This window comes from Gemmatimonadota bacterium (assembly GCA_022560615.1).
Classification (GTDB): Bacteria; Gemmatimonadota; Gemmatimonadetes; order Longimicrobiales; family Gaopeijiaceae; genus UBA1138.
In genome coordinates this window covers 1-25,409 of the sequence record JADFSR010000034.1, presented here as the reverse complement: position 1 = coordinate 25,409, position 25,409 = coordinate 1, and the positions used below count along the sequence as shown (strand labels likewise).

Below are 25,409 nucleotides of genomic sequence, written 5' to 3'. Positions count from 1 at the left end.
CAGATCGGTGCGAACTCACCGATTCACCATCGGCTGGGTTTTGGAGCAGGACGGGACTTGACCACCTGGCGACAGCCGCGAAAAGACGTTGCTTGGGGCTATGGGTGTGCCACGTGCGGCGCAACCAATCTGCCCACCGCAAGCGAGGCACGCGAGTCAGCGCACCAGTGGCCAGGGGAACGGCTCCTCCCCCTCCTCCAGATGTAGTTGACCCTCCCGCTGCAAGATAGGCACTCGGCCGTCCAGGTACTCCTTCCACAGGATAATCCTACCGTCCTGCACCCGGCCTATGATCGCGTCGCTGACCACCGTCCGCGTCCCAGAGCCGCGATCCGTCGTCGCGAATTGCCATTCAACAGCGAAATCTTGGCCATCCACCGTGATTTGGTGGACATAGATCCGCGTGTCGGTGTGAGTCTGAGAGAACGAGTCTAATTCCTGCACCCATGTGGCTCGATCCACGCGACGTCGGGGATATGCAAGACGCGCACTCTCATGGAGCACTCCCTTCAGGAGGGTCGTGTCGCCAGTCTCCCAGGCCACCGCGAGCTGATGGACAAGATGCTCCACGGCACTGCGATCGACGCTGCCCTCGCTCTCTCCACCCGGACCACACGCAACCCCGGCCAGGAGTACGCCTAATGCGAGGAGATAGCGACGGTATCGAACCGGATCGTCGCACGGTATCGGACTCACTAGGCATGCCATCCGTCAATTACCACCAGAAGATCCCCCCGTTCCTCATACAGATCGGGACGTAACGTCCGTTTCCGACGGATGGCACGAGCCTCGTCCTACCTTGGGCGCTTACGACTCCCTGGTTGCTGGAGCATCGGCTCTTCCCGCAGGTTCACGGTGAGGTGTTGGACAACTGAGAAGGAGGTGCGGCTCATGTCGAAGCGAGCCACCTGTGCGGGGACCCGCAGCGGCAGGAGATGGAATCACGGATCGCGGGCGAGGTCCCGTCATCTCGGCTTGTGGGGCATCTTGGCTCTGGGCGCCTGCCAATCGGGCCCCGATGCTCGGGCCGACCTAGTGGTGCTGCATGGGAACGTGATCACGGTCGACAGCGCGCGTCCCAGAGCCGAGGCCTTCGCGGTCCTCGGAGACGAGTTCATCGCTGTGGGTTCCACGTCGGAGATCCGCCGCTGGGTGGGTGAATCTACGACGGTGATCGACGCTGAAGGACGCACCATCACTCCTGGGTTCATCGATGCGCACATGCATCCCCGGCCCACCTATCCGGAGTCGTCTCCCCTCGCTACGGTGGACCTTCGCCCGGCCAGCGTCGCCTCGATGGCCGAGCTGATCGATGCGCTCTCGGCCAAAGCAGCGCTGGTTCCGGAGGGTCAGTGGATTCGGGGCATCCGCTACGAGGACACGAAGCTCGGCCGACACCCCACTCGAGCGGATCTGGATCAGGCCTCTACCAGACACCCCATCTACCTCACGCACTCGAGTGGTCACCTCGGGGTTGCGAACTCTTTCGTACTGAGGGCCGCCGGGATCACCCGGGACACGCCGGACCCTCCCGGAGGAGCGTTCGATCGAGCGGACGATGGGACACCGAACGGCGTCTGTCGTGAGGTCGCCTGCCGCGTCCTCCGCCAGGCAGCGCCCGAGACTCCTATCACGAGGCAGGACGAAGTGGAGGGGATCCAGCGGACGCTCCGGCAGTTCGCGAAGACCGGGATCACGACGGTCGTCGACGCGGGGGGGACCCCCGAGAAACTGGGTCTGTTCCGGGCGGCGGTGGGTCCGGGATCCCCCGTTCGCGTGGTCATGATGGTCCTCAGTGAGTACCTCGATGAATTCCGGGCCGGAGGACTCGGCACGGGATTCGGGGATTCGTGGGTCAAGGTTGGGCCCATCAAGGCGCATCACGGCAATTCCCTGTCGGGGAGAACCGCCTGGCTCTTCGAGCCCTACGACATGATCAATCCGGCCACGGGTAAGCGAGACTACTACGGGATCCCGCCCGATCAGACCCAGAGCGAGTTGGATTCCCTGATCTTCACGATCCACGAGGCGGGATTCCAGGTGGGTGTCCACTCGAACGGTGACCGGGAGATCACGATGCTCCTCGAGGCGTTCGAGAAGGCTCTCGTCAGGCTGCCCAGGCCGGACCACCGGCACCGAATCGAGCATTCAAGCGTGGTAAGTCCCGCCATTCTCCAGAAGGTGAGGGAGCTCGAGCTCGTCCTCGTTCTCCACTCCTATGTCTACGAGCACGGCGACAAGATGGAGGCGTTCGGGGCCGATCGATGGGGCATGATGCACCCCAACCGGTCGGCGCTGGACATGGGCATCCCTGTAGCCGGCAATTCGGACTACGGGGTCAGCGCCGCGATTCCGATGCTTCGCATTCAGAGCATGGTGACGCGCACGAGCGCGGAGGGGAAGGTCTACGGCCCCGAGCAGAGGATATCGCCCGAAGAGGCGATCCGGGTGTGGACGATGGGAAGCGCCTTTTCGGTGTTCGAGGAAGACATCAAGGGATCGATCGAGGCAGGGAAGTTGGCCGACTTCGTGATCCTGTCGAGCGACCCGACCGCGGTCCCCGCCGACGAGATCAAGGATATCACGGTCCACATGACCGTCGTCGGTGGCAGGATCGTGTATGAGAGCAGCCAGGGGAGCTAAGAGAGCATAGCTGCGATAAAGACGGACCCCGTCTACGAGCGCTGGCGCTGGCGGATCTTCGGCATCACCTGGCTCGCCTACGCCGGGTTTTACCTTACGCGCAAGGGATTCTCGGTGGCCAAGCTCGGGCTTCTGGAGGATCCGGCGGTCGGGCTCTCGCCGGTTCATGGCGAGCAACATCGACGTCGCCTACAGCGTCGCGTACGGTCTGGGCCAGTTCCTGTGGGGCATGTCCGCCGACCGATTCGGCCCCCGGCGAGTGGTGCTCGGAGGGATGCTCGCGTCGACCGCTATCGCGGTGGCCATGGGGCTTTCCTCCACGGTCGTTCTCCTCGGCATCTTCTTCTTCGTTCAAGGTCTTTGCCAATCCACCGGGTGGGCACCCCTGACCAAGAACATGGCGTACTGGTTCTCGTCCAAGGAGAGGGGCCGGGTGATGGGCTTTTGGTGCACGAGCTACGCCTTCGGCGGGATGGTCGCATCCCCGTTCGCCGGGTACGTCGCCTACTCGGTCTTCGACGATTGGCGTTGGGCGTTCTTTTCGGGCGCCGCCGTCCTCCTCCTGATTTCGATTCCCTTCTACTTCCTCCAGCGCGATCGACCGCGAGATGTCGGGCTCGAAGAGATCGAGGAGTACCGCGGCGAGCCGATGGCCGTAGTCGATGCCCGCGACGCGCCCGATGAGGAGAAGGAGGGATCCTGGAACCTCATCGGGAAAGTGTTCCGCAGTCCTCCTGTACTGGTCATGGCGCTGGTCTATTTTCTATTGAAGCCCGCACGGTACGCGATCCTCTTCTGGGGTCCCGTCATCGCGAGTGAGCGACTCGCGTCCGACAGCTTCGCCCTCGCAGCCGCGATTCCCGCGGCATTCGAGGTGGCCGGTCTCGTGGCACCGATCGCCCTCGGTTTCGTTTCCGACAAGCTCTTCCAAGCGCGCCGGTTTCCGGCTTGCGTGCTCAGCCTTCTCCTCCTGTCGATCGTCCTTCTCTTCTTCGGACCGCTGACGAGCTCAGGCAGCACCGGGGGGATGCTTGTCGCATTCTTCTTGATCGGTTTTTTCCTGTACGGTCCGGACTCGATGCTGAGCGCGACGGCCGCCATCGATTTCGGGACCAAGAGGGGTGCAGGAAGCGCGGCTGGCTTCATCAACGGGTGGGGCTCGTTCGGACAGATCCTGGGCGTGGCCCTCCCAGGCTATCTCATGGCTTGGTTCCCAGGCACCGACACCACCGTCATTCTCTTCTACGGCTTCTCCGTCGCCGCTCTCGTCGCTGGCCTGCTGCTCATCCCGTTGTGGAACCGGGTGCCTCCCACGGGGAGGGCGCTGAAGACTCACGACTCGAGGCCAGGCTGAGTGGCCCCGAGGTAACGCTGTGCGTCCTGACCCTACCGCGCTATGTGCTTCCGCAGCATACGAGGACCGACCTCCGCACCGTAGACGTTGCCGTCATTGTCCACCGCGACGCCCTCGGCAGCGCTCGTTCCGGCGTTGCTCGGGTCGGTCTCCGGATCGGGGATAAACGCGATGACATAGCCGGTGTCGAGGTCCATCACGCGGATGCCGCGCCTGAATCCCGGGTTGCGCGTGAAGCTGGATTCCGAGTCTGCCACGTAGAGCTTGTTATTGTGAATCGTGATGCCGCTGGCCCGCCCCATGTTGTAGAAGTCGCGAACGAAGGTGCCATCCTGCTCGAACACCTGGATCCGCCGGTTGCTGCGGTCTCCCACGTAGAGGAGGCCGTCGTCATCCATCGCGAGTGCGTGCGGCGTCCTGAACTCCCCACGCTCAGCGCCCGTCTCGCCCCACTCCATGAGATACGTGCCGTCACTCGAGTACTTGACGATCCGGTTGTTTCCGTTCGCGGGGTGCCCGTCGGCCACGAAGATGTCTCCGTTGGGCGCAACCAACACGTCGTTGGGCTGGTCGAGCGTGGTCTGGGTCCGCCCAGCCACCCCGGCCGTGCCCAGGCGCAGCAAGACCTCTCCCTCCGGGCTGAACTTGATCACCTGATGGCCCCGGCCGCGCTCCTCGTTCCCCCGAGCATCCGCCACCCAGATGTTGCCGTCGTCGTCCACGTCGATCCCATGGGGCCACTCGAACATTCCGGCTCCGAACTGCTTGAGGATGCGACCCCTCTTATCGAACTGGAAGACGACGTCCAGGTCGTCGTGACCGACACAGGTGTTCTCTCCGCAGCGGTCGACAGCCCAGATCGTCTCGCCGTCCGGGGATACCTCCACGAGACTGGTCGAACCCCAATCTCGGCCGTCGGGAAGCGGCGCCCAGACCCCGGGCACCGTCCGATATGGGTTGGGCGCACTGTTCTGCGCGTCCAACGCGACCGCGGTCGCGCCAACTCCGGCGCCGACGAAAAGAAACATCAGACCGACTCGACTCGCATACGACATGGAAACACCTCTCTCGACGGATGGAACTGCGACAGTGCCAATAGACATCAGCATTCGGGGTTCCAAAGTGGCTCTACCTGCCGCTTCCGGGCTTGCGGGACCCCAACTCACTTCCCCAGGTCACGCCGGCGCCCGGACAGAAGTCTCCGGTGTCCAAGAAGTGCGTGTGCAGGCACTCCAACGTCGAGCCCAGGCTCCGCAGCAGCGTCACCGTCTCCGGGTACGCCACCCGCGTGAAGAAGCCAGCGCGACCTCCGCGAGCCATGTCGGCCGTGGACTGACCGAGGCGGGTGATCGCCCCGACGTCCGCGCCCTGCGCCATCAGGTAACGGATCATCTCGTCATCCCCCCGGGACGCCGCGTAGTGCAGTGGCGTGTAACCCCACGAGTCCCTGAGGTCGACGTCGGCGCCGTGCTCCTCGATCAGGTACATCAAGGCCGACATGAACTGGTCGGGCACGCTACGGACGCTGAAGGCGCCGAGCCCGAGCCATCCCCCTCCCGCGGCGATATGCACGGGATACGCGCTCGGCACTCCCTCAGGAATCGACGGCAGCCCCGAGTCTTCCTGTTGGCGCCCATCCTGCTGCCGGCGCTCTCTCATCCCAATGGCCGGCCATGACGTAGGGATGTTCGGGTCCGCGCCGTACGCGGCGAGGAGCTTCATGGCCGTGAGGTCCTGGGCGAATGTGGCGCGCCAAAACGGTGTCGCGCCCTGCAGATCGATCCCCAGCTTGGTGAGACCGTATTCCCAGTACCACAGGTGGGTGTTCAGTCGCACGTTCGGATCGGCGCCCGCCTCCAGGAGGGCACGCAACACGTCCAGGTGCTCCGCCTGCTGATTGTCGTGCGCCCGCGGCTGGGGGTAGTTCGACTTCGGTGCCCACTGTGTCTGGAGCACCGCGAAGAGCGGCGTAGACCCATCGGTTGAGGCGGCCAAGTCGGGATCCGCACCGCGCTCGACGAGCAGCAGCGCCAAGTCGAACTGGCCGTTGAGCGTGGCCATCAGGAGGGAGCTCGTTCGGTCGCCACCGCTCACCTGGTCGATGTTGGCGCCGCCATCGAGCAACATGCGCGCCGACTCGACGTGGCCCTCTCGAGCCGCATGCAGTAGCGCCGTCATGCCGCCCGTCTTCCCGACGAGCGTCTCCCGGTACGGAGGACGCGCGACGTCGGGTCCGCCCGGGTAATCCGGCCTGTAGTTCACGAGCTCGCTCGCGTCGAACTTCCCCACGGGATCGTCGGCCAGAAGGAACTCCCGTTGAGCGCGGATCACCGCCTGCACCTGAGCCGGACTCGGCTCCCAATCGGCGGCCTTTTCCTCGCTGTCACGCAGGGACGCGACCATCTGCCGGAACCGACGGTTGGCCTCGCGATCGATCGCGACGCTCCGGAGCACATCGATGACTTCGGTGGTGATCGCTGGATCCGCGCCGCGGCTCAGGAGCTCCCCGACGGCCGCCCAGCGGTCGTAGGCCGCGGCGAACATCAGCGGCGTCTGTCCCGACGAGGCCTCCCGCGCATTCACCGCCGCGCCGTGCTCCAGCAGCGTCGCGACAGCCTTCTCGCCACCGACGGCGGCGGCCGCTAGGTGAAGGGGCGTGACCCCGGTGTTGGTGGTGGTGACGTTCACGTCGGCGCCGGCCTCGACCAGCGCCATCACTACGCGCCCGTGTCCGCCGCGACCGGCGAGGTGCAATGGGGTGTACCGACCGATGCGGGTCTCGGCGTTCAGCTCAGCGCCGGCCGAGATCAGCAGCTTCGTGATCTCGACGTGGCCGCGCTCCGCCGCCGCGTGCAGCGCGGTCAGGCCGTCCCCTTGGGCCTCGGTGACGTCGACACCGCTCTCGAGCAACGACCTGACCACCTCCACCTCACCCCGACGCGCTGCGTCCACCAGCGGTGTGTCGAGGGGAAGCGCCGCGCCCGAGAGCAAGGCCACCACGAAGACGGCGCCGATCACCCCCTGCAGCCGTCGCACGCTCATGCGCCCCTATCCCTGGAAACGCTGCCGGCCCCGGCAGCGCTCACGGCGCCGCGCGGAAACGTCAAGGAGAACTCGCCGGTGCTGTCGCCGAAGCCGTGCATGTCATCGTGCCCGATGCCGTGCATCAGGCTTACGAAGACGTTCGCCATCGGCGTGCCCTCCGGGGCCCTCAGGTGGAGGTTGCCTTCCAGGGCGCCGTTCGCGTGGCCCATCAGGATGAGCGGGCATCGGCGGTGGTTGTGGAGGTTGGGATCACCCATCGGCGAGCCCCAAACGATCGCTGTCTTGTCCAGCAGGGAGGAGTCACCCTCCATCGTGTTCTTCATCCTCTCCAGGAAGTAGCCGACCTGACTCAGGCGGTACGTGTTGATCAGGTTGTAGTCCATGATGTCGGCCGCGACGTTGCCGTGGTGCGACGCTCCGTGGATCGACTTGGTAGTTCCGCTGTCCGGGAACGTCCTGTTCGACTGATCGAAGCCGGTCTTGAACGTGATCACGCGGGTCAGGTCCGTCTGCAACGCGAGCACCTGGAGGTCGAACATCAGCCTCATGTGCTCCTCCCACGAGTCCGGGACGCCCGACGGAGCCTCCGGCATCTCCCGCACTTCGCCACTGGTGTTACGCGCCTCGACGAGCTGGATCCTCCGCTCGATCTCGCGGATGTGCCCCAGATACTCGTCCATGGCCAGGCGGTCCACTGCGCCCAGAGTCATGCGCAACCTCGCGACTTCGGTCGCGATCCAGTCGATCACGCTCCGATCCGTCCGGCGCCTGGCCGCGCGGTCTTCGGGGGTATCCCCCGCGCCGAAGAGCCGCTCGAATACCGCCCGCGGCTCGCGGATAGCCGGGAGCGGCTGCGTGGGCGACGCCCACGCGAGCGACGTGGTGTACGCGCAGTGGTAGTTGTAGGCGCACCCGCCACCGCGGTCGATCGGCTCCGTGCACAGCTCGAGTGACGGCAGCGCGGTGTCGAGTCCGAAGCGCCGCGCGTGCAGCTGATCGAGCGACGTCCCGAGGTAGAGATCCGAGCCCTGGGTTTGCTTGGGATGGGCCTGCGTCAGGAACACCGCCGTGGAGCGGTCGTGGTCACCGCCGATCTCCGCAGCCCGATACGGCTCCGCCATGCGGCAATCTGTGTTACTGACGATGGTCAGGTACTCCCGGTACTGCTCCAGAGGCGCCAACTGGCTCGTCGGCGAGAACTCGAAGTCTCGGCCCAGCTTCGCCGGAGCGAAGAGGTTCCGAGCATCTCCCCAGTCGCTGCCGCCGGCGCACCCCATCGACTCTTCGATGCAGACGAGCCGAGTGTTGGCGGGCGCTGCTAGGCTGTCACGCCACGAGCGCCCGGCGGGGACCATCGCGTCCAGGAACGGCAACGCGACCGTCGCACCCATGCCACGGACGAACGTCCTCCGAGAAACGTGCTTACCTGTGATGAATTGCATTGCTCTACATCCCCTTCTCGGCGTCGGTGGTCACCTGCGATCGCCTCATCTGGAACGGATCACTTCTCACGACGCCCAGGATGAAGGACGACATTCGATAGTCGTCCGCCTCCGCATCTCTCACGATCGCCCGGATCGCCGGCTGGTCGTAGTACTCCACCCGCCGGCCCATGGCGTACGCCAGCAGGTTGGTGGCGAAGTTGCGCACGAGCGGGATCGGACGCCCGAGCAGGACCTCGGTGAGCTCGCTCAGCTTGCTCACGGGAGTGCCGTCGTAATACGTGCCTCGTGTATCGAGCGGCATCATGTTCTCGCGCTGCCGCCACCGGCCTGTCACGTCGAAGTTGTCGAGTGCCAAGCCGATGGGGTCCATCAAGCGGTGGCACGAGTTACACGTCGGGTCGGCTCGGTGCCGCTCCATGCGCTCGCGGGTGGTCAGACGACGCCCGTCCGCTACGCTTTCCGTCTGATCGAAGGCCGGGACGTTGGGCGGCGGCGGCGGCGGCGGCGTTCCCATGAGTACCTCCATCACCCACTTTCCGCGAAGCACGGGAGAGGTTCGGTCGGACATGGAGGTAAGCAGCAGCACGCTGCCGTGGCCCAACACACCCCGGCGGGCGTCGTCCGGGTAGGGCACCCGTCTGAACTCGTTGCCGGACACCCCCGGGATGCCGTAGTGCCGAGCCAGACGCTCGTTCATGAAGCTGTAGTCCGCGTCGATGAGCTCGAGGAAGCTCAGGTTCTCGCGAACGAGGTGGCCGAAGAAGAGCTCCGTCTCCCGCACCATATCAGCGCGGAGCTGGCCGGTGAAGTCCGGATAGAAGAAAGGCTCGGGCTGATTCTTCGCCGCGTCTTGTAGTCGCAGCCACTGATGCGCGAAGCGGGTGGCGAGCGCCTCCGCCCGGGGGTCTGCCAACATGCGCCCGACCTGCTGTTCCAGAACTCCGGGGTCCAGGAGTCGCCCCTCGGCCGCGAGCCCCAGCAGCTCCTCGTCCGGTCCCGTGGCCCAAAGGAAGAAGGACACGCGGGTTGCCAGGTCGAGATCGCGCAGGCGATAGCTCTCGCCCTCTCCGATGTCCGCCGGTTCCCGTTCCAGGCGGAAGAGAAACGAAGGACTCGCCAGGATCGCCTGAAGCGCGGTTCGGACCCCGATCTCGAATCCCCCTTCCGCGGCGCCGCGATCGAAGAACGACATCGGACCTGCGATATCCGCGGCGGTGACCGGTCGCCTGTACGCTTCGCGCAGGAGACGCGCCACGATCGATTCGGCGCAGGGACGCTCCTCAGCGGACGTCGTGGGCATGCATGTGAAGACCTCACGGCGACTCGGCGTCTCGGAGACCACCCCTGTGGCACGGACCGGCCCCGTGATCATGAGGTCGGCGAGGTGAGGCAGCGCAGTGATCCCGTAGTTGGCCCAAGCCTGCGAGTCTTCGCCCCCGACGAACGACCAATCGAAGGGACTCAGCCGATCCTCGTAGGGCCCATCGATCTTACGGACGAACGCCGCCACTACCCGGTGCTGACCCGCAGCGACGACGATCGGCTCCGTCCGGATCGGAACGCTCCTGCCACCGTTGTGCTCGAGGGCCAGCAGCGCCACGCCTTCGCCGTCGATCGAAAGATCGATATCCTCGAAGGACGTGCCCCTGCCGAAGAGCGTCTCCACCTGGAATACGTACGAGCCGTCGGCCGGGAAGTCGTGCGTGACGACGATTCCGCCACGCGTCCCGTAGGGGGCGCCTTCGAGCTGGTCCCACGCGTGCTGCGAGACCTCGATCGGACTCGTGTACTTCGTCGAGGACGAGACGGCGTCCGGAACGCCGACAGCCAGACGGCTGATCTCCGTGGCCGCCCTCATGTATGCCTCGAGCAGCGTAGGCGAGAGCCCCTGTGCGGCAGACAGGTTGTCGAAGCTGCCCAGGTAGGTGTCTGGGGGAAGCCAGCGGCCGGCGTCCACGTCGAGCGCCAGCAGGTCACGGATCACGCGTTGGTACTCGGCCCGGTTGAGTCTCTGGAACCGTCGCCCGCCGGGATTGGAATCGGTCAGGGCCGCTTCGTCGATGACCGCCTCGAGCGTCTCCACGAGTGTCCGGAGCGTGTCGCCCGCCGGCCGCCGGGCCCCGGGCGGCGGCATCATCCCGGCGCGGAGCTTCAGGATCATCTTCTCAGCGGTTTCGGCCCGCGCGTCAGCACCCTCGACCACGAATGTCTCCAGCGTCAGGTTCCCCGCCAGCCTGCGCTCATTGTGGCAGCGGACGCAATACTGCTGGATCACCTCGGTGGGCGTTCGGGGGGGGGCATCGGGAAGCAAGGACACGGTTCCTGCTTCGAGCCAGGGCGTGCCGGTCCCGGCGGGGTGGCTCCCCGCCGCAAGCCATACCCCCAACAAGGCGGCACCAGCAGCGATTGTCTTCATGCTTCATCCCCGGAGGATGCAGGCTTCAGGCGCAGCCGTACCATCCCCGCCGCATGATGGAACTCAGATGAGCAATGTAGGAGGCGGGGTGGCGGACGGCCACACAGTTCGTCGCTCGGGCCGGGCGCGAGTCACCTAGTTCGCGAGCACAAGCGACCTGCCGATGAGCTTGCTTGGATCGGCATCCGGCCTCGGAACGAACTTGTCCAACCATCCGCCGTCCCAGCTGGCGATATAGACGTTGCCGTCCTGGTCCACGTCGAGCTGGTGCGGACGCGACAAGCCACCCGCAAAGCCACCCCTCGTCCCTCCGAATGCGCCCCAGTAGTACTGGAGCACGCCGTCGCGGCTGTACTTGAGAATCCGGTTCAGTCTCGCGGAGATCACCCAGACCCCGTCGTTCTCATCGATGAAGACGCCCACGGGATCAGACACGTCGGGCCATTCCTCGATGAACTCACCGTCCTCCGTAAAGATCTGGATGCGGTTGTTCGTGCGGTCGCCGACGTAGACGCGGCGATCCCGGTCCACGGCGAGGCCGTGCACCAGGTCGAACTGTCCAGGGCCGCTCCCGAGCTCGCCCCACTCCATCAGGTACTCGCCGTCCGCATTGTACTTGATGATACGGGAGTTCCAGTAACCGTCGCCGACCAAGAAGCTGCCATCCGGGAGGAAGGCGAGCACCGCCGGGTCGCCGTACGTGAACGGACCCGGGTTCGGATTTGCCCGTGCCTCTGCCCGGGTCGTCGGGTGGTCGGGGTCGACGAGCCGCATCACCAACTCGCTTCCGTCATTGGTGAACTTGAGGATCTGCATGTTGACCCCCTTGCCGCCACCTCGCTCGACGACCCAAACGTGGCGCTCCGGATCGTAAGGGCTGATGTAGACCTGGTGGGGTTTGTTGAAGATCGAGTCCCACTGCGTCCAGTTCTCAATGATGTTTCCGTTCCGATCGACGACCACCAGGTAGTTCGTGCTCCCCTCCCGCTCCCGCCCCTGCGCGTCCCGGTCCCCCCACACCGCCACGATGATCCGGTTGGGGTTGTCGACTGCGACGCCCGACACCTGCCCCCAGCTCCACGGCCCTGCGTGGTCTGGCGCCGGCTTCCACCAGTTTTCCACGGCCTCGTATTCTCCGGTCCGATCGTCCCCACCCTTCTCGATCGCTCCTTGCGATCCCGATTGCGGCGCAGCCTGGTTCTCGATTACGCAAGCCGGAAGCGCCGCCAACAAAGCGAGGGCGAAGGCTACGCCCATGCGCGCCAGTTTCATGATGCCTCCTCTCTCGCTGGTTCGCGATTCTGTGCTGCGAGCAATGTGCCCGCCGCGCGCGCAGTGCGCGACCCTCACGCTCGCCCGCCACGACTGAAGACCGCTAGTGCTAGTTCCAGCTCCAGGTCGGGTCCACGGCCTTCACGGCCAGGCCAAGCGCCTCGAACTCCCGGGTCCTTCGGTCCCGAGCCAGGTTGCCGCCGGCGCGGTGGCTCATCACCACGATGACCAGGTCGCGCGACGGGATGATATAGGTGCGCTGGTCGCCCGCGCCCGCCGCGTTGTAGGTGTCGGGCGGCAGAGTGGGGATGCGGCGTCCCCGTCCCGTCTCGTCCGCCGTGTTGAGCCAGAAGAGGCCGCCATAGACGGGCTCGGCCCAGGCCGGGGCGGGAGTCTGGACGAAATCCACGAAGTCCTCGGGTAGCAGCCGCTCTCCGTTCCACATTCCGCGCTGGACGTAGAGAAGCCCGAGCCGCGCCCAATCGCGCGCGGTGCCGTAGTTGTAGCCGGTCAAGATGAAGTTGCCGTAGATGTCGGTCTCCATCACGAAGCGGCGGATCCCGATCTTGTCGAAGACCTCGCGTTGGGGCCACGTCAGATACTCCTCACCGAGCTCGTTCTCGACGGTGCGGCGAACGATGTATCCCAGTGTCCACGGATCGGAGTTCCGGTATCGTCCGACCGTGTTGGGCGGATGCTCGGCATCGCGGCTGGCCGAAAACCGGAAGACGTCGATCGGGGCGGAGTATCCGAGTCCGTGATCCGCTTGCCCGGGGATGTAGGACGCAGCCATCTGCTCGGGCGTCGATCCGCCGCCGCTGAACCTCAGCCCACTCGACATGCGAAGGAGATCGGCGATCCGGATCTCGGCGCGAGGGTCGTCGGGGGAGTGTTGCCACTCCGGCACCGGCGCGCGCTGCCACAGGTCCAGACGACCCTTCTGGATCAGGCGGCCGATGAAGGTGGCCGTCATGCTCTTCCCCATCGACCAGCTCTCGAGCTGCATGTCCGCGTGGGCGCCCGAGCCGTACTCCTCCTTCACGATCCGACCTCGATGGACGACGATGAACGCTGCCCGGCGGTCCAGATCGTTCGAGAAAAAGGTGCGCGCGGCCTGGTCGAGGAGGGCTGCATCGACATCCGGCGGCAGCGGCGTGTCGGGCAGCTCGTCACCCATCGGCCACGGCGTCGACGCCGCGTCGGGCAGGGTGCTCACGACCCTCCGCGGCGTGAAGAGCGGCTTGTCCGTCTCCGGCCGCAGAATCACGCAGCCCTGGTCGCCGAAGTGACGCGCGCTGGCCGAAACGCCGTCTCGAGAGGCCATGACGATCCGGCGCTCGTCGTCGATCGCGAAGTCGAGGCGACCGCTCTCGTATCCCTCCACCAGCTCTTCGCCCAGCAGGACGCTGTTGTACAGCGCTTCGTGCCGCTCCCGCTCGGAGACCCAAATACCGGAGCAGTAGCGCTTGGCGGGCCCGGCCAGGGAGAGGCGCGCAACGGCCGAGGAGGAGGATTGCGCGACAGTGAGCTCGGGGCCTACGGTGGAAAAGGCGACGAGCGTAATCAGGATGCGTGTGACGGAGCCCCTCACGGTGCCCTCCTCGGTGTCAGGTGGATCGAGATGATTCCCAACCGCGCCCCCCGCTTCAGGGATCGATGTAGTTGACGTAGCGCTTCACTGCCCGCGGTCCAACCTCGGCGCTATAGATCACGCCATCGACGTCCGCGACCACACCTTCACCGCCGCTGCTAGCTGAGAGTGGCCCATCGTTCGCATCGGCCGGGTCGGGAATGAACGCCGTCACCTCGCCGGTCCGGGCGCTGCCGATGCGAATCCCGCGCTTCCACTCACCGCGACCTCGAAGACGATTCGACTCGGAATCGACTCCATACAGGATGTCGTTCTGGTCGATATAGATCCCGCTCAACCGGCTGAACTGATACCACTCGTCGATGAAGTTCCCATCCTGGTCAAAGATCTGGATCCGACTGTTGCCGCGGTCGGCCACGAACAGCCGCCCCTGCGAGTCCATGGCCAGCCCGTGCGGCGCGTTGAACTGACCCGGCCCCGATCCTTGCTCCCCCCACGCCATGATGAAGGTACCGTCGGGCGCGAACTTGACGATCCGGGCGTTGCTGTTCCCACCATGACCATCGGCAACGAAGATGTCTCCGTTGGGAGCCGTGATCACGTCAGACGGCATATTGAAGTGGCGCTCGTCGTTCCCGGTCTCTCCGGGCACGCCAAGTCGCAGGAGGATCTCACCGTCCGGACTGAATTTGATGACCTGATGCCCTTTGCTGACAGCTCCACCCACCCCCAGTACGAACGGAGCGTCTGTCACCCAGACGTTACCATCCCGGTCCACGTGGAAACCGTGGGGAAGCGCGAACAGGCCACCGCCGAAGCTCCTGACCAGGATGCCGTCGGGGTTGAACTTGAGGACGACCGGCAGCTCTGAGTCAGCACAGCTTCTCGGTGAATAGTTCCGATTGAGGGAGTCGGACCCACAACGTTCGGCGACCCAGATCGACTTGCCGTCCGGGTCGACGTCGATAGAACTCGTCGCCCCCCAATGTCGACCGATCGGCATCTTGGCCCAGCCATCGATCGACTGGTAGGGATTCGGTAGGTCATTCGTCGGTTCGGACCCCGCCTGCGCCGTCGCCGAGCCGCCGGTGATCGCGAGAGCGACGACAGCCACAGTCAGCCCGAACAGTGTTCGGATTGGACATGTCATCATCGTATCCCTCCTCTTTTCCAGAGCACGGGCCTGAGACGCCACCACATAGATTCGTACGGCTTTGGCAGCCTTACCGGTACCGCACGATACGGGGGCTATGTACTACGCGCCACGCGGTCTCTCGGCGGGACCGGCAGAGCAGCTAGGCCGCATTCCTCATGTCCACTCTGCTCGTGACGCCCACGACTGAGATGATGCGCGAGCATGAGGAATTCGAGGTGGAGGCGGATCGGGTCGGGGAGTAGCTCTCGGCTTGCGTCTCGGGGTGCCCAGCGTCATCGTGACGGATGGATGGCTCATTCGGTGGATTCGGCATGTGGGAGATGCTCTTCATCTTCCTACGTGTCGGCCACACGGCCGGGGAGGAGAAAAAAGATGGCTGAAAGCGTGTACAAAGTGATCGAGCTAGTAGGAACCTCTACTGAATCGTGGGAGAAGGCTGCGGCAGCAGCCGTCCAGCGTGCCTCCGAGTCGCTGCGGGACCTGCGTGTGGCGGAGGTCTCGGAGCTGGACATGGTGCTCAAGGACGGTGCCGTTCAGAGCTACCGCGCGAAGGTCAAGGTCTCCTTCAAGTTCGAAGCCGACGACTGAGAACACCCCGCCACAGATCTATCTGGCAGCGCCTTCCCTCTCGCTCAAGGTCAGCGAGTGTCCGAAGGCTCGTCCTTCTCAGGCTCTACTCTCGGGGCCTCCAGCAGCTTTTCGGTGAAGTCGACCCGTTCGTTCAACCTTGCCATCTCATCCTCGACCGAGAAGAGCTGATCACGGACGGCGTCCAACTGCTGGGAGATCTTGCCCAGCTCCGAGCGATCTTCCCGTCCGCCCTCGATCTGCCTGATGCGATTCCACATCGATCCGAGAACCGCGATCAGGACCAGCAAGAAGAGCATTGCAATACCCATGGCCTTCTCCTAATGCGCGCCCTTGGGTGGCACGGCTACAACCGTATCGCGGTCCGACGGATCCACACCCGGCAGGGAAGAACGGTAACGGCGCAGAGCCAGACCGTCAGGTCGCTACGCAAGACCGAGGAGAGTCCGGGGGCGAAGCTTGCGTTCCCTTGGAAAAAATGCAGAATCCTGGCCAGGACGTTCTTCAACGCTGCCGAAAAGCTTCGACCAGAGGCACGATCGAGGGGCACGGGCACGATGTCATGACTGCTTCCGAGGGCGGAAAGAACCAGGAGGGGAACCCTTCCGCGTCCACACACGGAAGCTCCGAGGGGGAGCGGTCGAAGCAGAGGCTCTCGGGGGAGACCATCCGCTGGCGTGCCCAGCTCCGGGCCGTTATCGACTCGATCCCCGACCTCATCTCAGTGAAGAACCGGGATGGCGTCTATTGGCTCTGCAACAGAGCGTTCTCGAGGTACGTCGGGGTGGAGCCCCGCCTGGTGGTGGGCAGGACCGATGCGGAGCTCTTCGATGAAGAAGAGGCGCGCCGGCGGAGCGAGCTCGACCGCGAGGTGCTCGACGGCCAGGAGACGCTGCGGAGCGAGTCCTGGAAGGAGTCCGCGGATGGCGGAAGAGCGCTCTTCGACACACTCGGGGCGCCGTTCTACAGCCTTGAGGGCGAGCTGCTCGGCCTCATCGCCATCAGCAGGGACATCACCGAGCGGCATCGCTTCGAGGAGGAGCTGCGCCGGGCCCGCGACGAGCTCAGCGAGCAGTACGAGCAACTCAAGGAGCTGGAAGCGCTCAGGGATTCCCTGACGCACATGATCGTGCACGACCTACGCAACCCGGTCACCGGCATCATCGCGTGGCTCAAGATGGCCCAGGAGACGGATCCCGATGCCCCCGCTGAGGAGAGCGAGCGCTACGTCGCCCGGGCGCTTTGGAACGCCTCCATGCTTGCCCAGATGATCAACGGGGTCCTCGACGTGAGTAAGATGGAAGCGGGGGACATGGAACTCGACATCCGAGTCCACGACATCGCGGAGACCTCGCGGGCCGCGCTCGATTCTCTCGGGGGCCTGATTCCCGATCGTGACGTAGAAGTGGAGTCCGACGAAGAGGTCCGGGCAGCCTACGACGAGCCGCTCGTCACCCGTGTGATCGCCAACCTGGTCGCGAACGCGCTCTGGTTCACGCCCCATGACGGGTCGGTGAGGGTGGTTGTGCGAAAGGGAGAGGATGGATTCGCGCGCGTGGAGGTGCGGGATACCGGCGAGGGGATTCCGGCGGAGTATCACGAGAAAATCTTCGAAAAGTTCGGTCGCGTCGGGCAGGACGCCCGACAAGTACGACTCCCGACCGGACTCGGCCTCGCGTTCTGCAAGATGGTGCTGGACGCCCACGGCGGGTCCATCGGCGTCATGAGCCAGGTGGAGAAGGGCAGCACGTTCTGGTTCGAGCTCCCCGACGGTTCTTGAGCCAAGCAGATGCTTGTCAAGCCGCACCTGCAGCACCACGGTCCGACCTCGCCTTCAGCACGTCCCGGATGATCTTCTGATGGTGGTTGTCGTGGATCACCGCGAACTGCAGCCACTGTGCCGCGTTGAGGTTGCCGAACGCGATGTGATTTCGTGTGGCGCTCGACGCCTGTAACTGCGCGAGGGAACCCTCTAGCCCCTGCACCCTCTCTCTGATTCCGCGAAGCTTCGCCGCCAGCTCCGCGGCGCTCGTCCCCTTGGGCAGGGTGCGCTCGGGAGCTTTACCCCGACCTCTCGGAAACGCACCGACGAGCAGGACGATCCGTCCGGCCAGGCTGGGGCCACCGCCTGTGTCGAGCTCGGGATCCCCGTCGCGGGCTCGCGCGATCCAACTCACGATTCCCCCACTGGCGATCGAGAGATGCTCCAGGTGGTCCTTCACGCTCCACTTGGAGACCGCCGGCGCTGATGCCTCGCACAAGGCCGGATCGGATGCCTGCTCGATCTCGAGGTCCAAGCTCGCCAGTAGTGCGGCGTGGGCTCGGCGGAGCTTCCTTCTGGTCACGTGCCGCGTAAGCTGTAATCTATCGGCGCCCGAGTCCAAACTCGTTGCCCACGGCCACAACTTTGCCGTCGCGGAAATGAACTTCGATGAATTTCGAGCCGCTCACCGGGTTGCCGTTTTCGTCCCTCAGCGTGGCGACGAGCTTTTTCGTTTCTGCATCGAAGACGTCGGGTGTATGAGTCCATGCGTAACGGCCATCCAGGCTGAAAGTCACCCACCCATGACCGCCTTGGGATAGCTCGACCTCCCCCGTCAGGACCGGAGGCATCTGCGTGGCGTCGAAAATGAACAGCTTCCGGCTTTCTTGGTCGCTGATCCACAGTTCCGTTTCATCGGGCGTGAGAGCGACTCCGTGCGTACGATGGAGAATCGGTTCATCTCCCACGAGCACGTGATGCAGCACCCTCTCCTGCTCGAGGTCGACAACGTCGAAGCCGACATGACTGCCGAGGCTCACATAGGCGATGCGGTTCGCGGCGTCCACGGTGAACGGGAATACGCCTTGTCCCCCGGATTCGCCCACGGGCTCGATTTGGTGAACTACGCTCTCATTCTCCGTATCGAGGACCGTTAGCATCATGCTTGTCCCGAGATAGAGAAACCGGCCGTCGACACTCACGAGGCTATTGTGTGCTTGACTCCCGACGCGGACGTGTTTGATGAGCTCGCCGTTGTCCGCGTTGAGGACCAGAACACCGCTCTCCTCGCCGGAAATCCACCATCCGGTAGGAACGTAGACCTTCTTGCCATCCATCGTGATCGACGATCGATCACTGCCCAACGCATAGGTCTGTTCCCAAGTGATCTGGTCCGTTTCCAGATCGAAGGCTCCTATCCGGGGATTCTGGGTGGAGAAGTAGGCGCTGTGGGTCTCGAGGTTCGCGGCGAAACCTCGAAGGCCTTCCTCAAAGACGGGGATATCGATCCGGCGCACGAACTTGTGGCCGTCATCGATATCGAAGATCAGAATGCCGGCACCGTCAGCGCGGCCCTGTGTCTGGGCCGCGTCGGGCGTGCTGAGGTACAGATAGCGCTTCGTCTCGGACTGGTCGCAAGCGAGCGCGGCGGTCGAGAGAAGAATCGTGGTGACCGAAAGTAGGATACGCATGGGGGGGGAATGTATTCCCGCCATTTCAAGGCGTCAAAACTACTGACGGAGCCGTCCCAGGCCGGGCGCGTCTCAGTTTCGTGCCGAAGAGCACGTAGTATACGATTGACCTCTCGGATGTCGTAGGCCTCTGACCGGGTGAGCCGAGCCATGCATGAAGAGCAACATCCGAAGCTATCGACTGCGGGAAAAAAGAGCTGTTCTCGATTCTGGATCGTTTCAAGTCAGCGATCGTCTCTCCCGAAAGCCTGCGGTCTCGATACTCCCACGTCCCCTCCAGAAGGCTGACACCGCGCAAGCGGGAAGTGCACGGGCCGGGACATGAAAACGTCCCATCAGGGGCTTGGCATCACCACCGAGGAATATGACGTCCTCATGGTGCACTGTGTTGCGAGCCTCGAGGCATGTGGCGTCAGGGAGGCGGAGAAGACCGACGTCTGCGGCTTTATGAACAGCCTCAGCCCATACCCGATGGCGCACCGAAAACAACGACCCGTGGACCTGGGGCGTATCCACGTTCGAGGTCGGTGAGGCGGTGGGCCGATACGCGATTCGCTCCGGTGGCCATTCGTGGGCGGATTTCGATGCCTACGACGCCGGGTTTGGTCCGGAAGGGCTCGTCCATTGGAACGCCACGGTCGCCATGCCGCCTTCGCCGAGCTCGCGCTCGATGCGGTAGCGGCCCTCTAGGGCGGCGTTCAGGCGAGTGATGGGGTCGGACATGGGGATGCCCTCAGGTCAAGAGGCGCCACTACCGAACCTCTCCAAGGTACTGGTCGACAACCGCGCGCGTCTAATCCCGCTCGTTCCGGCGCAACGGAACGAACCGGACCGGAATGATGTCACGTATCTCGACCTCACCTCCGGGCAGCTTCTCAACCACTTTCAAGATCTGGAAGGAAGACAGGTCACCCACGGGGATGATCATCCGAGCGCCAGGCTTCAACTGTTCGACCAGTGGCTCGGGGATGTGCTCGGCCCCCGCCGTGACAAGGATCCCGTCGAACGGGCTCTGTTCAGGCCATCCGAGGTACCCGTCACCGGCACGGACAAACACGTTCGAAACTCCGAGTCTCTCGAGTCGCTCGGCCGCTGAGCGCGCCAGCTCCGGAATGATCTCAATACTGTAGACCTCCGAGACCAATTCAGCCGCAACGGCTGCCTGGTATCCGGAACCCGTTCCGATCTCCAGCAAGCGGTCGTCCGGTTCCGGCTGGAGGAGTTCGGTCATCAGGGCGACGATATAGGGCTGTGAGATCGTCTGATCGAGCCCGATCGGGAGCGGTCTATCACTGTAGGCGCGGGCTTGATACTCGGCAGGAACGTACTCGTGGCGGGGGACCCGCTGCATCGCCTCGAGAACCCGGGGGTCAGTGACTCCGCGCGCCTCGATCTGTTCTTCTACCATCTGGTGCCGCGCTCGCTCGAAGTCCATTTGCTGGCGTGACAGGGTGGACGCATTGGCCTGAGCCGGCGGCGCCGGACCACACGACGCGTTCAGAGCAACCGCGACGGCAAGAAGCAGTTTCCTCCCCACCTTGCATTCGTGCCTCTGGTCATCCGGCCGGTAGACGGTCGCCATGCCGCTTTCGCCTAGCTCACGCTCCACGGGGTAGCGGCCCTCCAGGGCTGCGTTCAGGCGGGTGATGGCATCGCGCATCGAGAAGTCTTCGGCATGTGAGGATCAGACCACGTCAACATCCGGTGCGGGGCACGGGGGGCGCAAGCAGCACCCCGTCAGACGTCTGGGTACACACGCCCCACGATCCCCGCGAGACCATGCCGAAATGGCGCTCTATGTGCCTGCAGGAGCGCGGCTTGATGAGACCTCGAACGTCAGGTGACCGACTTCAGTCGCCGAGTCTCCGGTCGAGTGATTCGAGGCCACTGATGACCTCGTTGAATCCCGATTTCATCGCTCCGAGAACGGCCAGCAGGAGTACCACGATCGTTATCTGAACGAATAGGAATACCAACTCCATATAGAGCTCCCGGATTCTAAGGGGGGCCGACCGGTGATCGAGCCAGCAAGCATCGGGGCGACCGAGCCAGGGCCGGGCCCGTTGGTCTTCACGATAGTGCCTCACTGACGAATCAGCGACGCGTACCTGAGGGCCCGTGCGGGAGAGCGGCGTGATGCGTTATATGGAGCACCGATCCACAGGGGAGTCACAGGGCTCGTCTTCGTCCCGCCGCCGGTCCGCGAGGTCCCCAGCGCTGCCGGAACCGGTTGGCGGCCGCCCGGCGAATGGGAGGGCCATGCCCGAAGCACGCTACCTCGAAATCGTACCGACACAGGTGGCGCAGGCTCATTACGGGATCTCATGCCCATCGTCTACCAGCTCGTCGGTTGTCGCAGGAGCTACGGCTGTTGGCTTTGGCGCGATGGTCTGACGATACAGAACTGCGTTGAGGACTCCCGGCGAGGGAATGAGCCGTCGCATCCACGGCATCGGTGATCCGGTCAGCACTACCGGGAACGCCAGTATCCACAAGAGTCAGACCGTCAGAGTCGGAGTCGAGGAGGAATGCGTTGACGCCCGGCAAGCGTATCCGATACCGGGCTGGATCGGCTGGACGCTCATCGTGGTTGGCTGTTCTGGGCTGAAGCCCAGTCACTTGCAGATTCAGCTTCTCGTTCTCGGTGCGCCGTCTCAGGCGAGCCGCGCAGACGACCTAACCCGCCGCAGGCTCACGACTTGACGCTAAGGCGGAGTTTTGGAACAGGACGGGGTCCAGATATGGGGTCTCATCGCGCTCCTCCCCGAGATCCCGCCGGGAGACGGTCGTTCTGATGGTGCTCCGCTTCCTCGTAATGCCGGCGGAGCAGATCGTCTCCGAAGTCGTTCTGGGGGTCCCGCCACACCGAATGCACGTGGTTGGCTCCACCCTGCACGTTGTCGTACTCGATCAGCACGGTAGGTCCGTGGATGCGGTAGTAGTGACCCTCGCCGCGCTCCGTGCTCCCCGCCCACGCGAAGTGGAGGTTCTCGAGTCCGGCATCGTGGATCCGCTGCATCTCCACGACGGCGACGTCGGCGTTGGCGTTGTTCAGGTATTCCTCGATGACATGCATCAGCGCATGACTCTGTGCATCGTTCATCTCTGAGGCGGGCAGCCCTTCGAAGCGATCCAGTTCCACCGTCCGCGCGTTCCCCGTGACGATGTCCCGGGGAGCTTCCGCCTCGATGATCACGGTCCGGAGTTGGGCGTCGGTGAGGAGGGCCATGAGCTCGCGGGCCAGATCCTCCTCGGCTCCCAGGAGGCGTCGCCCGGCGTTCGGACCCTCCCCGACCACGTGCGGATTCGAACCCAGGAATGCCGGAGTCACAGACGGAGTAGCCCCTCCGGCCGAGGTGAAGTTCATCGAGATGTGGTGTCCCTCGAAGCGCCACGCCCAGGCGCCATCCTCGGAGGGGGCGCCGAAGATGTTGAAGTAGTAGTCCTCGGGATCACGTCGATCCGGCCGGCCCTCGATCTGGCCGAGGATCCCTTCGAGCTGCATGACCCCGGTCGCCTTCAAGTAGCCCTGCGAACTGAGAACGCTCTGCAGGAGCCCGTGGGCGGCGGTGCGCTGCTCCGGGTTCATGTCCTTGAGCCGGACACCGTAGCGCTCGCGAGGTACGAAATGCCAATCGAAGCGTTGCTCGGCGTCCAGCTCCCACGTGCCCCGATCGCGCTCGGCACTACCGAGGGTTCCGACGTACGCTTCGGCCGCCGCGGCCATGCGGCCGCCTGTGTCGGCGGGTGGGGGCTCAGGGGCTCGGACCATTGACGCGGCCACAAGGATGGCGGTCAGGAAGGCCGCCCCGAGGATGATCAGGATGCCGCGCATGAGTGTCCTCCCGCTTCCGACGTGGAACGGCGACGGTACCAAGGCGGCAAACATGCGGCCAGCGAGCCGGCCGCGACAGAGGGCCGAGCACCCTCCGCACGGTGTTCATTGGAGTCATGACACTCCTCCACCTCACTCCTGACGAACTCGGGCTACGCGGTGATCGAGGTGCCCGAGGGGTGACCTCCACGGCATGATTCGCTCGGCACAGACGAGAGCAACGATTGCCTCGCTCGCCACGCGTTCCTCGCCCAGGGCCTTTCGGCTGGAGTCGGCCCCTCTGGACCTACCTGATTCCCGCGGTGCCGCTCACGTGCCTGTGGGATGGCTGCTGCCCAAAAAAAAGGCACCTTGCCACGCTTCGGATATACGTGAAGAATCAGGCTCGAGGGGATGAGGGGCGTGGCTTCCGCTGTCTCACAGGAGAGGACCAATGAAGGACTGCTCGATCCAACTGACGCATCACCCCGGCGATCTCGCCCGGGTGGCCGAGGCGCTCGCGCGATTCGGTGCCAACATCAGGGCACTCGCAGTGGTCAGTGTCGGCGGCCACGCGATCGCGCGCATCATCCCCGACGATATCGAAATAGCACGCCACGCGTTCCAGGCCGCGAACATCCGTTTCGAGGAGAGCGAAGTGCACACCGTGCTACTCGAGAACAGCCCGGGCGAGCTCGCTGCCGTCACGAACCGACTCGGCGATGCGGGGATCAACCTCGAGGCACTCTACGTCACCGGGATCACGGACGACCTCATCGAGATCGCCATCGTCTGCGACAACCCCAAGAAGGCCAAGAAGGTGCTGGAGGAGTTCTGAGCCGGGCCGGCCGGCCAGCTCTCGCTCCGCGCAGAGCGCTACTGGCTCGGGTCCTACCCGTGCTCCGCGAAAACTCCATTCGCGGAGCCCAGCGCCCCCATACGTATGACTACGTCGTACTCGTACGTACGCTGGGCGGAGTGTCCCCGAAGGGGCCGGACCCGTTGACGTTTCTCGCTGATCTTGGCGTAATCCAGACGCCCGAGATCCGGGACTCCGGCGTTGGAGAGGGCGTAGTACCTGTTGTTGCCGTCGATGAAGAGGACCGCGCGATCAGCCATCGGATGGTTCCCGGGAAAAAAGAACCCCGGCGTGTGGCCGAAGCCAGACACCGGGGGGATAAAACCCGGCTCCCCGTGGGGCTCCAGGTTTTACAAAACTCGGTACTGCGACCCGCATGGTCAATGTTTCTATGGGTCGCGCGGGGCACCTAGGCGGCGTGTACGGCCACATGAGCCGAAGCGCGAAGCGCGTAGGAAACGAGCTGAGGCGAGAGCGTGAGTCTGGCGTTAGCCGACGTTCCTCCCTGCCCGCCTAGGATCGCCGCCCTTCGAGGACTCGTCGCGTGGTTGGCGTCTCCACTGCGCGAGCGCGCCGCCGGCCAATCGCTTCTTCGACTCGCTCAAGAAAAGGCCACTTCTCCGGATCGCCACCACGATCTAGGCCGGCTCAAGGCGGCCCTTCATGTCAGTGTAGGCGGTATCAATAAGTGCTTTGAGGGCCTTAGCATCGATGTCACGGTCCGGCCTGAGCTTCACATGCCGCATATACTTGCCAGTGCCTTCCAACAAGCCCGCCGGATCCGCAAGCTCAGCGCCACGAAAAAACCCGACATTGACGTGCGCTGCGAATGCGTTGGCGTATGCGAATGCCGCGTCACCTACACATGCGGTCGGATGGCCGTCATGCAGTAGTTCTCGAACATCGTCTCCACACTCGCGCATGACCTCAAACCAGTAGTGCGCGATAGCCCCCAAGCCACCCGCATGTTCCTCCATCCAGGCATCGATGGCCGGATCGCGTTTGACCGAACTGGGGAGCAGAAAGAGTCGATTCATTGCTGTTCACTTCAGACGCGGCGCCACGAAACCAAGACCAACGTTGAAGACATCAGCGCCGCATAGCGAACTATTGATTTGCCGCGAGCAGGTCGGTCACGAACGCGGCGCTCGGACGCTGACTCGCGGCATATGTTGCGGAGAACATGCGCCTAGGCATGGATAGCGGCTAGTTGGTTCGCAACTCACACTCGGCACGCCTCCAGGAATTTCGGCTAACGACGCTTATAGGGCGTTTCCCTTCCTCACGATGAAGACCGCCTGCCGACGTCCCAATGAGCCAAGCTTTTTTACCTTGACGAAGACCGGCGTTGGTGCATGGCTCCGGGTTCCGCCACATGATGGTGGTGATAGGCCCCCGACCCGGAGTCCTCACCGATGAAGTATCCGAAGCGCAGCCAGTACAAGTACGCGGAGTCTCGATATCGGGTGCGGAATTGTGAAGTGCATCTGGCGGATTGAGACAAACGGGTAGGGAAATAGGTTTGCGGTTCCGCTCTGGGAGAGCATGATGTTGGAGGGCTCGACCGAGGAGGAGCCATGAAGAAGAGACGACGGAGTTTCACAGCGCGGCAGCGCGTACAGATCGTGCTGGAGGGTCTGCAAGGCGATACGACGGTGGCGGATGTGTGCCGTCGCCATCAGATCAGCTCGACGATGTACTACCGCTGGCGGGACCAGCTGTACGAGCGAGCGGATCGTTTGTTCGAGAAAGAGGGTCGAGGCGAGGAGCGGA

General features: G+C 64.2%; 21 protein-coding genes and 1 pseudogene. 7 read left to right on the top strand and 15 right to left on the bottom strand.

The features are described 5' to 3' along the window. Positions 1-156: 156 nt before the first annotated feature. Positions 157-696 carry a nuclear transport factor 2 family protein gene (locus tag IIB36_15940; protein ID MCH7533227.1) on the bottom strand — a complete coding sequence of 180 codons (540 nt, stop codon included), beginning with the start codon at positions 694-696 and terminating at the stop codon, positions 157-159. A 195-nt stretch (positions 697-891) separates the two neighbouring features. Here IIB36_15940 and IIB36_15935 point away from each other — a divergent pair, with 195 nt between their 5' ends. Together IIB36_15935 and IIB36_15930 are read left to right on the top strand one after the other, a co-directional pair. Continuing rightward, positions 892-2,643 (top strand): amidohydrolase, encoded by a 1,752-nt coding sequence (locus tag IIB36_15935; protein ID MCH7533226.1) that lies wholly within the window; start codon positions 892-894, stop codon positions 2,641-2,643. A 6-nt stretch (positions 2,644-2,649) separates the two neighbouring features. Further along, positions 2,650-3,997, top strand: a pseudogene (locus tag IIB36_15930) (MFS transporter). A 32-nt stretch (positions 3,998-4,029) separates the two neighbouring features. On the opposite strand, the gene IIB36_15925 reads toward IIB36_15930, so the two are convergent. From IIB36_15925 to IIB36_15895, 7 genes are all read right to left on the bottom strand, one after another. After that, positions 4,030-5,025, bottom strand: coding sequence for a hypothetical protein (locus IIB36_15925; protein ID MCH7533225.1), 996 nt, complete (start codon positions 5,023-5,025; stop codon positions 4,030-4,032). 100 nt (positions 5,026-5,125) lie between these two features. Continuing rightward, positions 5,126-7,039 (bottom strand): ankyrin repeat domain-containing protein, encoded by a 1,914-nt coding sequence (locus tag IIB36_15920; GenBank protein MCH7533224.1) that lies wholly within the window; start codon positions 7,037-7,039, stop codon positions 5,126-5,128. Then, positions 7,036-8,484, bottom strand: coding sequence for a DUF1552 domain-containing protein (locus IIB36_15915; protein MCH7533223.1), 1,449 nt, complete (start codon positions 8,482-8,484; stop codon positions 7,036-7,038). The genes IIB36_15920 and IIB36_15915 overlap by 4 nt, the downstream gene beginning before the upstream one ends. A gap of 4 nt (positions 8,485-8,488) precedes the next feature. Next, positions 8,489-10,903: a DUF1592 domain-containing protein gene (locus tag IIB36_15910; GenBank protein MCH7533222.1), complete on the bottom strand. Its 2,415-nt coding sequence runs from the start codon at positions 10,901-10,903 to the stop codon at positions 8,489-8,491. 135 nt (positions 10,904-11,038) lie between these two features. Next, a complete protein-coding gene (locus IIB36_15905; GenBank protein MCH7533221.1) occupies positions 11,039-12,175 on the bottom strand; it encodes a hypothetical protein in 1,137 nt (378 codons plus the stop codon). 109 nt (positions 12,176-12,284) lie between these two features. Continuing rightward, entirely contained in the window at positions 12,285-13,766 is a 1,482-nt protein-coding gene (locus IIB36_15900; protein ID MCH7533220.1) for a serine hydrolase, read from the bottom strand. 55 nt (positions 13,767-13,821) lie between these two features. Next, positions 13,822-14,916, bottom strand: a complete 1,095-nt coding sequence (locus tag IIB36_15895; protein MCH7533219.1) for a hypothetical protein — start codon at positions 14,914-14,916, stop codon at positions 13,822-13,824. Positions 14,917-15,294: 378 nt separating this feature from the next. On the opposite strand from IIB36_15895, the gene IIB36_15890 reads away from it, so the two are divergent. Continuing rightward, a complete protein-coding gene (locus IIB36_15890; protein ID MCH7533218.1) occupies positions 15,295-15,510 on the top strand; it encodes a dodecin domain-containing protein in 216 nt (71 codons plus the stop codon). 50 nt (positions 15,511-15,560) lie between these two features. On the opposite strand, the gene IIB36_15885 is transcribed toward IIB36_15890, so the two are convergent. Next, positions 15,561-15,821, bottom strand: a complete 261-nt coding sequence (locus tag IIB36_15885; protein MCH7533217.1) for a hypothetical protein — start codon at positions 15,819-15,821, stop codon at positions 15,561-15,563. 251 nt (positions 15,822-16,072) lie between these two features. On the opposite strand from IIB36_15885, the gene IIB36_15880 reads away from it, so the two are divergent. Further along, positions 16,073-17,290, top strand: coding sequence for a PAS domain-containing protein (locus IIB36_15880; protein ID MCH7533216.1), 1,218 nt, complete (start codon positions 16,073-16,075; stop codon positions 17,288-17,290). Positions 17,291-17,306: 16 nt separating this feature from the next. Here IIB36_15880 and IIB36_15875 read toward each other — a convergent pair whose 3' ends face one another. The 3 genes from IIB36_15875 to IIB36_15865 form a co-directional block, all read right to left on the bottom strand. Then, the gene (locus tag IIB36_15875) at positions 17,307-17,855 is read right to left on the bottom strand and encodes a DinB family protein (protein ID MCH7533215.1); all 549 of its coding nucleotides are present in this window, start codon (positions 17,853-17,855) and stop codon (positions 17,307-17,309) included. A gap of 19 nt (positions 17,856-17,874) precedes the next feature. Next, a complete protein-coding gene (locus IIB36_15870) occupies positions 17,875-18,963 on the bottom strand; it encodes a hypothetical protein (protein MCH7533214.1) in 1,089 nt (362 codons plus the stop codon). 793 nt (positions 18,964-19,756) lie between these two features. Continuing rightward, complete coding sequence (locus IIB36_15865; protein MCH7533213.1) at positions 19,757-20,545, bottom strand: protein-L-isoaspartate(D-aspartate) O-methyltransferase; 789 nt, start codon at positions 20,543-20,545, stop codon at positions 19,757-19,759. A gap of 848 nt (positions 20,546-21,393) precedes the next feature. Between IIB36_15865 and IIB36_15860 the strand changes: the two genes are divergently transcribed. Next, complete coding sequence (locus IIB36_15860) at positions 21,394-21,666, top strand: hypothetical protein (GenBank protein MCH7533212.1); 273 nt, start codon at positions 21,394-21,396, stop codon at positions 21,664-21,666. 46 nt (positions 21,667-21,712) lie between these two features. Here IIB36_15860 and IIB36_15855 read toward each other — a convergent pair whose 3' ends face one another. Next, positions 21,713-22,798: a DUF3500 domain-containing protein gene (locus IIB36_15855; GenBank protein MCH7533211.1), complete on the bottom strand. Its 1,086-nt coding sequence runs from the start codon at positions 22,796-22,798 to the stop codon at positions 21,713-21,715. A 433-nt stretch (positions 22,799-23,231) separates the two neighbouring features. Here IIB36_15855 and IIB36_15850 point away from each other — a divergent pair, with 433 nt between their 5' ends. Continuing rightward, positions 23,232-23,615: an ACT domain-containing protein gene (locus IIB36_15850; GenBank protein MCH7533210.1), complete on the top strand. Its 384-nt coding sequence runs from the start codon at positions 23,232-23,234 to the stop codon at positions 23,613-23,615. 53 nt (positions 23,616-23,668) lie between these two features. Here IIB36_15850 and IIB36_15845 read toward each other — a convergent pair whose 3' ends face one another. Continuing rightward, the gene (locus tag IIB36_15845; GenBank protein ID MCH7533209.1) at positions 23,669-23,896 is read right to left on the bottom strand and encodes a hypothetical protein; all 228 of its coding nucleotides are present in this window, start codon (positions 23,894-23,896) and stop codon (positions 23,669-23,671) included. Positions 23,897-24,274: 378 nt separating this feature from the next. Next, positions 24,275-24,673, bottom strand: coding sequence for a DUF1801 domain-containing protein (locus IIB36_15840; GenBank protein ID MCH7533208.1), 399 nt, complete (start codon positions 24,671-24,673; stop codon positions 24,275-24,277). 540 nt (positions 24,674-25,213) lie between these two features. On the opposite strand from IIB36_15840, the gene IIB36_15835 reads away from it, so the two are divergent. Further along, positions 25,214-25,409, top strand: a 196-nt coding sequence (locus tag IIB36_15835) for a transposase (GenBank protein MCH7533207.1), incomplete at its 3' end; no start/stop codon positions are given.

What these genes read in the sequence shown, in the direction of transcription:
- IIB36_15840 (MCH7533208.1), bottom strand. Translation starts at nt 24,673, where the DNA reads ATGAATCGACTCTTTCTGCTCCCCAGTTCGGTCAAACGCGATCCGGCC.
- IIB36_15870 (MCH7533214.1), bottom strand. Translation starts at nt 18,963, where the DNA reads ATGCGTATCCTACTTTCGGTCACCACGATTCTTCTCTCGACCGCCGCG.
- IIB36_15865 (MCH7533213.1), bottom strand. Translation starts at nt 20,545, where the DNA reads ATGGCGACCGTCTACCGGCCGGATGACCAGAGGCACGAATGCAAGGTG.
- IIB36_15935 (MCH7533226.1), top strand. Translation starts at nt 892, where the DNA reads ATGTCGAAGCGAGCCACCTGTGCGGGGACCCGCAGCGGCAGGAGATGG.
- IIB36_15860 (MCH7533212.1), top strand. Translation starts at nt 21,394, where the DNA reads ATGAGCCGTCGCATCCACGGCATCGGTGATCCGGTCAGCACTACCGGG.
- IIB36_15895 (MCH7533219.1), bottom strand. Translation starts at nt 14,916, where the DNA reads ATGACATGTCCAATCCGAACACTGTTCGGGCTGACTGTGGCTGTCGTC.
- IIB36_15845 (MCH7533209.1), bottom strand. Translation starts at nt 23,896, where the DNA reads ATGGCTGATCGCGCGGTCCTCTTCATCGACGGCAACAACAGGTACTAC.
- IIB36_15855 (MCH7533211.1), bottom strand. Translation starts at nt 22,798, where the DNA reads ATGCGCGGCATCCTGATCATCCTCGGGGCGGCCTTCCTGACCGCCATC.
- IIB36_15885 (MCH7533217.1), bottom strand. Translation starts at nt 15,821, where the DNA reads ATGGGTATTGCAATGCTCTTCTTGCTGGTCCTGATCGCGGTTCTCGGA.
- IIB36_15910 (MCH7533222.1), bottom strand. Translation starts at nt 10,903, where the DNA reads ATGAAGACAATCGCTGCTGGTGCCGCCTTGTTGGGGGTATGGCTTGCG.
- IIB36_15925 (MCH7533225.1), bottom strand. Translation starts at nt 5,025, where the DNA reads ATGTTTCTTTTCGTCGGCGCCGGAGTTGGCGCGACCGCGGTCGCGTTG.
- IIB36_15890 (MCH7533218.1), top strand. Translation starts at nt 15,295, where the DNA reads ATGGCTGAAAGCGTGTACAAAGTGATCGAGCTAGTAGGAACCTCTACT.
- IIB36_15920 (MCH7533224.1), bottom strand. Translation starts at nt 7,039, where the DNA reads ATGAGCGTGCGACGGCTGCAGGGGGTGATCGGCGCCGTCTTCGTGGTG.
- IIB36_15915 (MCH7533223.1), bottom strand. Translation starts at nt 8,484, where the DNA reads ATGCAATTCATCACAGGTAAGCACGTTTCTCGGAGGACGTTCGTCCGT.
- IIB36_15880 (MCH7533216.1), top strand. Translation starts at nt 16,073, where the DNA reads ATGACTGCTTCCGAGGGCGGAAAGAACCAGGAGGGGAACCCTTCCGCG.
- IIB36_15850 (MCH7533210.1), top strand. Translation starts at nt 23,232, where the DNA reads ATGAAGGACTGCTCGATCCAACTGACGCATCACCCCGGCGATCTCGCC.
- IIB36_15905 (MCH7533221.1), bottom strand. Translation starts at nt 12,175, where the DNA reads ATGAAACTGGCGCGCATGGGCGTAGCCTTCGCCCTCGCTTTGTTGGCG.